This window comes from Hominimerdicola aceti, from assembly GCF_025567495.1.
Classification (GTDB): Bacteria; Bacillota; Clostridia; order Oscillospirales; family Ruminococcaceae; genus Hominimerdicola; species Hominimerdicola aceti.
In genome coordinates this window covers 29,883-41,946 of sequence record NZ_JAOQJZ010000009.1, presented here as the reverse complement: position 1 = coordinate 41,946, position 12,064 = coordinate 29,883, and the positions used below count along the sequence as shown (strand labels likewise).

The following is a 12,064-nucleotide window of genomic DNA, read 5'->3' as shown; positions in this document are numbered from 1 at the left end:
AGTTGATTTGTCAATAGCAACCACAAAATTTGATATGCGTGTAGAAGTTTGCCGAAATTTGGCTATGTATACAAAAATTATTTTTTTGTTATGCATTTTACCCATTGACATTTATAATCATAAATTGTATAATTTGAGCACAGACAATTTAATTTAAAATTACATAGGAGGTAAAATCATAAAAAAAATAATTAGTCTTTTCTCCGCAACTTTAATTGCCGCAATGATGCCATTTACATGTTCAGCAGAACATGTGGTCAACCCAAATTTTATCGGAACATACTATAACACCACCAATAGCGTATCATACATTGATGTGCAAAAGGAAAAATGCTATGCCATAGTTGTATATGACCCTACTGAGCGTATTTATATAAAAGGCTCGACTAATGAATTTACATTACAATATAGTAGTAAACGCCATGAATTTTCGGCTTCATTCACAAAAATTGTTAAAGTGGACAAATCAGGTAAAACCCTAGGTGTTGAAACTCGCGAAATAAACTTGATAGGGAAAACGTCATATGTTAATAACAAAAAGTCTAAAAGGATAACGATTGGAAAGTACAACTATGACTGCTAAAAACGTTGGTATAATAGTATGGGTAGTTATTGCCGTTGCATTTATATTTTGTTTTTGGTATTTTGGCATAAGACACATTTTTGCTGATAAAGATACATCAGATGAAGAAGATATCATAGTGGGCAGCATGGCTGAATGTTCCCACGGAGATGATTTTGTTGAGCCGGTTTTACAAGCTGGCGATTATTACATTGACGGAAACACTGACAATAACGTATTCTATATTCACATCGGTGATGATGAGACATACAATGTTTGTGGAGATGTTGAAAAATATATTGATTCTTTTGCAACATTTTTTGATGACAATTTGAAAGCTGAATCCATTGAACAGTACAGCAAACCGATGCGATATAGGATCATGACCTATCATGAAGCCGGGGACAGAACACTTATACAGCTTGAACAAAAAACCGAAAATGGTATAGAATTTTCTACAGGACCAAGTTACATAAGCGAAACTTCCTTTAAAGACGGCGATAACATATACAAGCTTGTGTCGGAAAGCACAAGTTCAAATTTGGATAATTAAACATAAACAGGCAGCACCTATCTTGGTACTGCCTGTTATCTTTTTATTTATCCCTCCGCAGGCTTTGGCGGCACTATGACCTCCAATTTGCCCTCTCTGAGCGAGGTGATATAATCTTCTATGGAATTGATCGGCTCGTCAGTTGCAACACCGCTGATACGGCTGTCCTCCACCCACAGGTGGTGATTGTCCGTACCGCCCGTCTGTGCAAAGCCGAACTGCTCGGCATACCATTTTGCACGCTGATTATAGACCTCTTTGCCGTTGCCGCTGTTATAGACCTCAACGCCGTCTATCCACTTTGGCAGGAGCTTTATTTCATGGATATACCAATCCGCCTCACGAAAAGGGTGGGCATGGACTAACACGCCACCTGCTTTATGCACTCTGTCGGCAAACTGATAAAAGCTTATATCACTGATGTTATCATTGGCAAGAAGAAAGTCCTTGTCGATACCATAGGTCAAAAGGTCTGCACCGAAGTAGGAATACTCCAGACCGAAAAAAACTTTCAGACCTATCTTGTCACCCTCTTCTTTGGCATTCTCATAACCCTTGCAGAACTTGTTCACTCTGTCCTCCCAACTGTCAAAGTTGGTGACAGCACAGTTGCCGTTGAAAAAATGATCGGTGACGATGATGCCGTCATAGCCAAGGGCTTTATAACGCCTTGCCTGCTCTGCTCCGCTTGCAGAGGCACAGGCGCTTCCCTCGGCGGTATGCAGGTGTGTTTCATACCTGAACATCAGAAGTCCACGCCTCTGTTGATGACCTCCATGCACATTCTGCCGTTATGATAAGGGCACTTCCATGGACCTACTATCTCTTTCCAGTCATGTGGCTTATGGTCATAGGAAACCTCGGCATACCACTCTGAGCCTTCTCTCTTGTCGATTATCTCAGCCTTGATATACTCCCAAACGCTTCTTGCACTTTCAAGGAACTTCTTTTCTCCGCTGTGCTGATAAGCGTTGATGAAGCCAACAACAGACTCTGCCTCTACCCACCATACACGCTTCTTGTCTATCTTATCGTTCTCACGCTCGTTGTTCAGTGCGCCGTTGTCAAGGGCGATATTCTGAATATTATGGGAAATTTTCAGATCCATTTCAGCAAACTGCTTTTTAAGCTCCTCGTCGCCAAGAGTATCGCAGGCAAGATCCATGAGCCATGTTGCTTCGATATCGTGACCAAATGAATGGATATCTCCCACAAGGTCGAACTTTGTGTCAAAGAAAACTTTCAGAGCGTTTGTTTCAGGAGTATAAACAATATCTCTCATCTGACCAAGCTGGAATTTAAGCCTTTTAGCAACTTCCTCGTTGTGGTCTGCCTTATAAAGCTCGGTATAAGCTTCGATAAGGTGGAGGATAGCGTTCATTGTCTTATCAGCATGCAAGCCATTCTCAGAAAGAGCGTCATTTGATACCAGGTTCCACTGCCTGTCGAAAGCTTCTCTGTAACCATACTCATCGAGAGTGTTGTTCTCAATGTCGTGGAAAAGCTTATAGGCAAGCTCCAGAGCTTCCTTATCTCCGCTTGCGTTATAGTAACATGACAGTGCATAGATAGCAAATGCGATGTTGTATGTATGCTTCATAGTGTCGGCAGGCTCGCCCTTATAGTTCATCATCCAATAAACTCCGCCGTACTCATAGTCGATACAGTGGTTTTTGATAAACTCGTAAGCGTGGCGTGCGTTGTCAAGAAGTGTCTTATCGCCCAGAGTGATATACGCTTTTGAATAGAACCAAAGTATTCTTGCGTGGAGGATAACGCCCTTATCAGCCTGCTTATCCAGCTTGAGGTCATAGCCCATATAGCCGTAAAATCCACCGTTCTCATCATCTCTCAGCTTGTTCCAGAAGGGAATGATATGTCCTGTAAGTTCCTTTTTGACTTCTTCAATTATCATCGTAAAAACTCCTTTTAAAATATATTGTCTACGATTTTTCTATTTCAACATTTCTTTATTTTTTCTATTTCAATATTTTTCTTGCCTCAACATAAAATCTCTTATCCTCGGCATGACCCATGGAGAACGTTTTTCTTGGCAGTGCGCCGTCAACGATAACTGTAGGGAAAAGCTCTTCCTTGCCCATGTCGGGGAGCATAAAGCCTATGGAATTTTCCTTTGCGGAAAGCTCTCTTATGACCTCTGCACCGTGGATATAGTCCACCTTGCCGCCTTTTTCCTTGATATAGATGTCAAGGAAATTCTGCAATGAGCCGACAGTGAGCTTTGAAGTCGGCTTATGTATATAGAGAGTCTTTTCCTCGCCATTGTCGCAGACAACTATTGCCTGCTCTGTCTTTTCCTCAGAAAGCTCAAGAGCCGCTGTCATTTCGCTCATAAGAGCCTTTGTGTCAACATCTGTAACTATCCTATGGATAGCTTCAAATTCAAGTGCAGGCGAATGAAGATTAACTATCTCCACAAGGGCATATCTGCAAAGAGCATTGCTCATGTCCTTATCAGGGTTCTCTCTCTTCTGCTCCTCGTAAAATTCCTTTGCAGTAGCGAGAGAATGGTTGCCGTCACCCATTGCGTAGACAAGAGGTGAAGTTTCCTTAAGACCATACTTTGTATTGAAAGCGTCGATATCACCAAGCTTTTCAAGTGCGGCTATTATCTTTTCCTGCATAGGCTTTTCAATAAGATAGCCTGCGATATGACCACCCTTTTTCATAAGGTCAAAGTCATAGAGCTTTTTCATTTCTCCCTTGTGAGCTTCAAGCGGCTCAACAACGCTTTTTTCTGTATCGTCAACGAGTATCATGATATGCGGCAGCTCAACAGGTGCGCCACGTCTTACCTTTATTCTAGGCGGTATTCTCTCCACAACTGTGGCTTCTGTTGCTCTTACGGCAGACTTCGAGCCTTTGCGGTAGTCATACTCTTCAAGGTCGATAGCGCCAACAATGCCCGCTCTGACCTTTCCGTCAGACTGTGTTCTTTCAACGTATATCATAGCGTCCTTATACTCTTCAAAAACGCCCTCGCTGATATAGCTGTCCATATTCTTATGTATGTCGGCTATTCTTTCATCAACGTTATCGTCCTCCAGATAGACCTCAGGCAGGATAAGGTTAAGTGCGCTTTTTGCACCCTCTGTTATCTTTTCCACGTCAGCCCAATACTCAGGCTCAGAGGTATACTGGTCGCAGGCAACCACTGCCCATTTTGACATATCGGCGTTCTTAGGCAGAAGTATATCTGCACTTTTAAATGCTGTTGACATTTCACTACACTCCTATTATTCTTATATCCAAAACAGGACGGCTGTTTTCACCGTCCTGCATATTGTTTTTATTTCTCAGAGCTGTCAGAGCTATTCTCTGCCTGCTCGGCTTCGTCAGCCTGTACACCGTTTCCGGCACCGCAGCAGTTCTTATACTTCTTGCCGCTTCCGCATGGGCAAAGATCGTTTCTGCCCGGCTTCTTAGCCTTTCTTACGGTCATGTTATGATGCTCGCCCGGCTTGAGAACGTCCTCTCTCTTTGGAGCGGCGCTGTTCTTTCTTACCTGAATGGTGAACAACATTCTTACAGTGTCCTCACGGATAGATGCGACCATATCGTCGAACATATCCATACCTTCCATACGATACTCAACTACTGGGTTCTTCTGACCGTATGAACGCAGACCGATACCCTTTTTCAGCTCGTCCATATCGTCGATATGTGCCATCCACTTTGTATCCACAACTTTAAGCAAAACGACTCTTTCTATCTCATGGAGAAGTTCCTGACCAAGGTCTTCCTCACGCTTTGCGTATATCTTCAAAGCTCTGTCTTCAAGGAGGTCGATTATATCCTTCTTTGTTATCTCGTCAAGCTCCTGTGGGGTATAGTTGAAGTCGTCCTCAACTGTGATTATGCCCATAAGTCTGTCCTTAAGACCCTGCAGGTTCCAGTTATCCTGAACGTCCTCGTCAGTGATATACATATTTACAGAATCCTCAACAAACTCCTTTATCATGCCGAGGATATTTTCATGGAGATCCTCTCCGTCAAGCACCTGCTGTCTTTGCTTATAGATTATCTCACGCTGTGTGTTCATAACGTCATCGTAGTTAAGGACGTTCTTTCTGATGTTGAAGTTTCTGCCCTCTATCTTCTTCTGTGAGGACTCGATAACACCCGTGAGCATTTTTGACTGTATTGGAGTATTCTCGTCAACTTTGAGAGTGTCCATCATAGCTGTTATTCTCTCGCCGCCGAAAATTCTCATAAGGTCGTCTTCAAGTGAGAGGAAGAATGTGCTTTCGCCCGGGTCGCCCTGACGGCCTGAACGTCCTCTGAGCTGATTGTCGATACGTCTTGACTCGTGTCTTTCTGTACCGATGATATAAAGTCCACCTGCTTCTCTAACCTTTTCTGCAAGCTCCTTTACCTCTTCTGAATACTTTGCATAGAGTTTCTTATACTCTGCTCTTGCAGCCAGAACTTCCTCGTCCTGAGTATTTGAGAAGCCTGCTGCCTCGACAGCCACTTCCTCAGAATAGCCCATTTTCTGGAGGTCTGCAAGGGACTTATACTCAGCATTACCGCCAAGCATGATATCAGTACCACGTCCTGCCATGTTAGTAGCGATAGTAACAGCACCGTATTTACCTGCCTGTGCAACTATCATAGCCTCACGGTCATGGTGCTTGGCGTTAAGCACTTCATGCTTGATGCCCTTATTTTTCAGCAGTCTTGAAAGATACTCTGACTTCTCAACGGAAACAGTACCAACGAGGACAGGCTGTCCCTTTTTATGGCACTCTATCACCTGCTCGATAACGGCATTGAACTTGCCCTTTTCTGTTTTGAAAACAACGTCTGGGTGGTCAATTCTGATAACAGGCTTATTTGTCGGTATCTCGATAACGTCGAGCTTATAGATCTCTCTGAACTCGTCCTCCTCAGTAAGTGCAGTACCTGTCATACCTGACAGCTTGCCATACAGACGGAAGTAGTTCTGATATGTTATAGTAGCGATAGTCTTTGACTCTCTTGCTATCTCAACGCCCTCTTTTGCTTCGATAGCCTGATGCAGACCGTCATTGAAACGTCTACCCTGCATGATACGGCCTGTGAACTCGTCTACGATAAGAACTTCTCCGTCCTTAACAACGTAGTCGATATCCTTTTTCATAACGCCGTTTGCCTTGATAGCCTGATTGATGTGGTGGGCAAGGGTCATATTATCAGCGTCCATAAGGTTTATAACGTTGAACGCCTTTTCTGCTTTCTTAACACCGCTCTTTGTAAGAGTTGCGGTCTTAGCCTTTTCGTCGATGATATAGTCACCGTCCAGAAGGTCGTTATCTGCCTTATCGTCCATTTCAACAACTGTAACAGGCTTCAGGGTCTTTGCAAATCTGTCAGCAAGTGAATAAAGCTTTGTTGACTTGTCGCCCTGACCTGAAATGATAAGCGGAGTTCTTGCTTCGTCTATGAGGATAGAGTCCACCTCGTCCACGATTGCGAAAGCGTGCTCTCTCTGAACCTTATCTTTCTTATAGATAACCATGTTGTCACGGAGGTAATCAAATCCGAACTCGTTATTTGTACCATATGTAATATCAGCGTTATAAGCTTCCCTCTTCTGCTCCTTGTTCATGCCTGTGAGCACAACGCCGATAGAAGTGTTCAGGAAGTGGAACACCTTGCCCATTTCCTCAGACTGGAACTTAGCAAGATAGTCATTTACTGTTACAACGTGAACGCCATTTCCTGTAAGGGAGTTAGCATAAGCCGCCAGACAAGCAACGAGAGTTTTACCTTCACCTGTTTTCATTTCGGCGATACGTCCCTGATGAAGAACGATAGCACCGATTATCTGAACAGGGTAAGGCTTTTTGCCAAGCACTCTGAACGCAGCTTCACGGCAAACCGCAAGAGCGTCAGGAAGAACGTCATCAAGAGTTGAAAGCTCGTCCAGCTTGCCCCTCAGAATGGCAGTCTGTCCGCCCAGCTCCTCGTCAGACATATCGGCATACTTACTTTCAAGCTCGAGTACCTTATTCTTTATAGGCTCGATCTTGGCAAGCTCTTTTTTAGAATAGTTGCCGAATATTTTATCAAATAATCCCATGTTTCAATCCACCTTTATTTATTCTCCAGCCAGAATTTATGACAGGAAAAAGTTAAAAAATATACTATGCTATAAATACACTATTATATTATACAATATCCCCTTTTAAAAGTCAAGCAATTTATGTAACGTTTTACAAACAAAAAACGACGGACAGTGTTTTCTCACTGCCGCCGCACCAATGGACTATTTCTGCATTAGCCTGTATTCGCTGATACCTGTCAGCACTGTAAATGCCACCTGACGCTGATAGTCCTCATTCTCCAATTTCTGAGCCTCCTCAGGGTTTGAAAGAAAACCGCACTCTATCATAACCGCAGGATTTTTGGTATTATTAAGTAGATAAAGCTCGTCGCCTACCGGCTTAGTTTCTCTGGTATTGTCGGGCTGTAAAAGGGAAACGAACTGCTTTTGCATCACTCCCGCAAGCTTTTCACCCTCGGCATTGTCTTTAGAATAGAACATCTGCGCACCGCTGTAGCGGCTGTCGGTAAACTGATTTTGGTGTATGGAAACTGATATGCCGTCGGAATATTTCGAGAATATGGCAAGGCGGTTTTTCATATCGGACTTTTTCTGCTCCCCAAGCCCCTCTGTGCCTTTGTCATAGATAGATATATCGCTTTCACGGGTGCAAACAACATCATAGCCGAGAAGCTTCAGACCGTCACGGAGGCTTTCCGCCACCGCAAGGTTTATCCCCTTTTCAGGCGTGCCGTCAACGGATACACAGCCTCCGTCCATACCACCGTGACCTGGGTCGATTACCACCACAGGCTTATCCATGGTCGTTTTCACCGCCCCACCTGTCATGACGGCTTCGCCGTTGTTTTTGCCATACCAGCACACTGCCGCAAAGCCTGCTATCACCACACAGCACAAAATATTCTGCAATCTTCTGAACATATATCCGCCCTCCTAGTTTTTGTCCTTTGTACAAGTTATGCGGACAAAGGACGGCTTATGCAAAAAAAAATCACCGCACCACGAGAGGGTACGGTGATAAAATATTCAGCACACAGATAATATGCCAATATACGGGTGAACGCTGTTCACCTCTGCATATGTTAGGCTGAAAAGACTATTTCTTTTTACGCTTTGCACATATCGCCAAACCTGCTCCAGCGGCTATTATTGCGGCTGTAACGCCTGCCGCCGCACCTGTTGACGGATTTGTTGACGAATCGGTATTATAATTCTTTGAAGCCTGAGAGCCTGCTGTTTTGTCAGGGTTAGAAATATCATTTGAAGTGTTCTTCTTTTCTACATATGTAAAGCTTGCTCCGCCCACAACGTCCCCAAGCTTATACTCGTCATATGACTCTGCAAGGGTGCCTTCATTATTAGGGACTTTGTTTTCGCCCATGGTGCTTATTGTTACAGAAAGCTCATCATAGTCGCTGTTAAGCTTTGCAAGATACGCCTGAAACTCCTCTGATGTGGCTTTCTTTCCCTCGATGGTGTATGAAGTCACGCCTTTTTTGCTGTCATATTCTGCGGTGCAGATATCAGCGGTGAGACATTCACCAAGACAGCTAAAAAGCTTTCTCACTGCGTAATGCTCCTTGCCGTCCTCTGTATATCTATCCTCTGAGAGGTATGTTTTTTCGCCAGTCTGCTTGTTTACATAAGGCTTGAAGCCGAAGCCTTTCTCACCGTCGCCATGGTCGTTCGACACATTGGTATCCGCCAAAAAGCCTGCATTGCCCATACCGATAACGTCATAAAGCCTTAAAGCAGTACCTTCATCTAATAGGTCTGCAATACCGCCGATAACAAAGTCAGGAACGCCGTCAAAGTTTAAATCCTCAAACCAACTGTTATAGCTCCAATCAACATCACTAGCAATTTCATAAGGAGCGTCAGCCATTATCTCTTTAAGAAGATCGAACATCTCGACTATTACGCTTACCATATCGTCCTTTTTGTTCTCCGCCGTCATGACAACGCAGTTATACTCGTTATACATTTCCAGAAGCTTATCAGCGTCAGCCTTTGCAGTTTCATCTGATGTCAGCTCTGTATTTTCCACTTCAAGAGGGATAAATCTGCTGAGTGTGGATTTATAGTTATAATACTCGCTCTCGCTGACCTCTTTGCCGTCTGTTTTGTAAACAGTGCTGTCAGTTTCCAAATCGTATTCTTCCGAGCAAAGCTCCTTTTCAGTAACGCCTTTTTCAGGGTCAAAGGTCATAGTTTTTATCTTATCGTTACTTGAAAAATATGATACCTCCCCTGTATAAAGATCTCTGTAAGGCATATAATCAAAGCCCATAAATCCCGGAAAATACTGTCCGTTTGCAACAGTGTCATCTATCTTTATCTCCTTGCCGTCCTTGGTAAGAATAGAATAATGTCTGTCGCCGTCAGCCATTTCGCCGCCTATTATAAACTCAGGCACACCGTCATAATCCAGATCCATGAACCATGAGCCATAGTCGAAGTAGATCTTATCGCCGTCTGCAACACTGTCCATACTCTTTAAAATATCAGGCAGCTTGCCGTCTATGAAATTGACGAAGTCTTCTCCTGCGTCCTTATCAAGAACATAGGAAGCGTCTGCCGAAGCTGTAGTGAACATCATGTTCGCTGACATAATGACCGCAATTGCCGCCGCACTTATCTTTTTTATCATACATATCACCCCACAAAAATAGTTTTCATACATATACCTACTTAATATTTCATACATATATCTACTTAATATATAACATATATCAAATAAAAAGTCAAGAAAAAAACTGACCAAAGCACACACTTTGGTCAGTTTATCACTTTTTAGGAAAGGGTATTTAGCAATATTGTATTATTGCAGGTCGCCTCTGTTAAATTCTGAAAGCTCAAGACCCTCGTTTCTTTCAAGCGCCCAGCGGATATTCCACTCGCTTGTGAAAAGAAGCAGATAGTTGTCACGGAAGTCCTTGACAAGCTTTGTGTCACTTGAAAGCTTCAATGTCTTAGGGTCGATATCCTTGTTATCTATCCAGCGGATATAAGAATAAGGCAGACCCTCTTTGAAGAGGTCAACGTTGTACTCATTTTTCATTCTGTATTCAAAAACTTCAAGCTGAAGAACGCCCACAACGCCCACGATAACTTCTTCCATACCGCTGTCAGGCTCATGGAATATCTGTATCGCACCCTCTTGTGCGATCTGTGTTGTACCCTTTACGAACTGCTTTCTCTTGAGGGTATCCTTCTGACGGACTCTCATAAAATGCTCAGGTGCAAAGGTCGGGATAGACTCGAACTCGAACTTTTTCTTTGGCGAGCAGATCGTATCGCCAATAGCGAAGATACCTGGGTCAAACACACCGATTATATCTCCTGCATAGGCTTCGTCGATTATCTCTCTTTCCTGAGCCATTATCTGCTGAGGCTGAGAAAGTCTGAGCTTTTTATTGCCCTGAACATGGAGAACTTCCATATCCTTATCGAACTTGCCCGAACAGATACGCAGGAAAGTGATACGGTCACGGTGAGCCTTGTTCATATTAGCTTGTATCTTGAATACGAAAGCCGAGAACTCAGGGTCGAACGGATCTATGATACCGGCAGAAGAATTTCTCGGAGTAGGAGAAGTTGTCATTTCGAGGAAGTTTTCCAAAAACGGCTCGACGCCGAAGTTTGTAAGAGCAGAGCCAAAGAACACAGGCGAAAGCTCACCCTTTCTCACCTTTTCGATATCAAACTCATAGCTTGCGCCATCGAGAAGCTCGATATCATCGCAGAGAGTTGAGTGGAGATCCTCGCCGATAAGGCTGTCAAGTGACGGGTCGGAGAGGTCGACTTCTGTAGCTGCCACCTGATGCTGTCCACCGCTTGCCTCAAAAGAGATTATATGCTTTTTATCTCTGTCATAAACGCCCTTAAACTCTTTGCCTGAGCCGATAGGCCAGTTCACAGGATAGGTCTGGATACCAAGTTCAGACTCTATCTGCTCCATAAGATCGAAAGGATTTCTGGACTCACGATCCATTTTATTTACGAAAGTAAATATAGGGATATGGCGCATAACGCAGACCTTGAAAAGCTTTCTGGTCTGATTTTCCACACCCTTTGAAGCGTCTATTACCATTACGGCTGAGTCTGCAGCCATAAGAGTACGGTAGGTATCCTCAGAGAAGTCCTGATGTCCAGGAGTATCCAGGATATTTATACAATAATTTTTATACTGAAACTGCATAACAGAAGAAGTAACAGAGATACCTCTTTGTTTTTCTATTTCCATCCAGTCTGAAACAGCATGGCGGGAGTTCTTTTTACCTTTTACAGCACCTGCCTGTGCTATCGCACCACCATAGAGCAGAAATTTTTCCGTAAGAGTTGTTTTACCTGCGTCAGGGTGGGAAATTATCGCAAAAGTACGGCGGCGTTTGATCTCATCTTCAAGCTTACCCAAAATTATTCCTCCATATTTCATTGCATTTTTAAACATACCTTGTTAGTATAACACAGTATCGCTTAAATTGCAAGAGATTTTTTATGAAGAAAGCGGCGTTTGTAGAATGAGGAGTGAGGAATGAGGAATTATGGTATCGCCTGTCGGCGATAAATTTTTTGTAGAGGCGACCGCTGGTCGCCTGTTTCTTGTTTGCAAAACTTGCGTTATCCCCCATATTTGGCTTCAAGTTCTACTGCCGCAAAATCGCTTCGCTCTTTGCGGATTTTACGTTGTGCAGGAAACAACAAAAGCGGTGCAGGTCTTATTCTTCGATACTTATTTGTTTAGTGATTTAGTTTGTATTTCTTCTTTTCACCTCTGCACCGCTTAATCGGCTTGCGCCGAATGAGGCTCTGCCTCAAACTCCGCTAGGGACTCTGTCCCTAGACCCTGCAATGGGTTTCACCCCTTGACCCTGAC

At 43.6% G+C, this 12,064-nt stretch carries 8 protein-coding genes; 1 reads left to right on the top strand and 7 read right to left on the bottom strand.

Annotated elements, in window-relative coordinates; translation table 11 throughout:
- Positions 1–572 precede the first annotated feature (572 nt).
- Positions 573–1,115: a hypothetical protein gene (locus tag OCV57_RS09460; protein ID WP_267301322.1), complete on the top strand. Its 543-nt coding sequence runs from the start codon at positions 573–575 to the stop codon at positions 1,113–1,115.
- A gap of 47 nt (positions 1,116–1,162) precedes the next feature.
- Here OCV57_RS09460 and OCV57_RS09455 read toward each other — a convergent pair whose 3' ends face one another.
- The 7 genes from OCV57_RS09455 to OCV57_RS09425 form a co-directional block, all read right to left on the bottom strand.
- Positions 1,163–1,861, bottom strand: a complete 699-nt coding sequence (locus OCV57_RS09455; RefSeq protein WP_267301320.1) for a PHP domain-containing protein — start codon at positions 1,859–1,861, stop codon at positions 1,163–1,165.
- The gene (locus tag OCV57_RS09450; RefSeq protein WP_267301318.1) at positions 1,861–3,030 is read right to left on the bottom strand and encodes an AGE family epimerase/isomerase; all 1,170 of its coding nucleotides are present in this window, start codon (positions 3,028–3,030) and stop codon (positions 1,861–1,863) included. Before OCV57_RS09450 ends, OCV57_RS09455 begins: the two co-directional genes overlap by 1 nt.
- Before the next feature lie 64 nt (positions 3,031–3,094).
- Positions 3,095–4,357 carry a DUF1015 domain-containing protein gene (locus OCV57_RS09445; RefSeq protein WP_267301316.1) on the bottom strand — a complete coding sequence of 421 codons (1,263 nt, stop codon included), beginning with the start codon at positions 4,355–4,357 and terminating at the stop codon, positions 3,095–3,097.
- A gap of 68 nt (positions 4,358–4,425) precedes the next feature.
- Positions 4,426–7,200, bottom strand: coding sequence for a preprotein translocase subunit SecA (gene secA, locus OCV57_RS09440; RefSeq protein WP_267301315.1), 2,775 nt, complete (start codon positions 7,198–7,200; stop codon positions 4,426–4,428).
- Between the two features lie 186 nt (positions 7,201–7,386).
- The gene (locus OCV57_RS09435; RefSeq protein WP_046441586.1) at positions 7,387–8,106 is read right to left on the bottom strand and encodes an N-acetylmuramoyl-L-alanine amidase; all 720 of its coding nucleotides are present in this window, start codon (positions 8,104–8,106) and stop codon (positions 7,387–7,389) included.
- Between the two features lie 175 nt (positions 8,107–8,281).
- Positions 8,282–9,835 carry an NPXTG-anchored protein gene (locus tag OCV57_RS09430; RefSeq protein WP_267301313.1) on the bottom strand — a complete coding sequence of 518 codons (1,554 nt, stop codon included), beginning with the start codon at positions 9,833–9,835 and terminating at the stop codon, positions 8,282–8,284.
- A gap of 171 nt (positions 9,836–10,006) precedes the next feature.
- On the bottom strand, positions 10,007–11,623 hold the full coding sequence (locus tag OCV57_RS09425) for a peptide chain release factor 3 (RefSeq protein WP_370817503.1): 1,617 nt from the start codon (positions 11,621–11,623) through the stop codon (positions 10,007–10,009).
- Between the last annotated feature and the right edge of the window lie 441 nt (positions 11,624–12,064).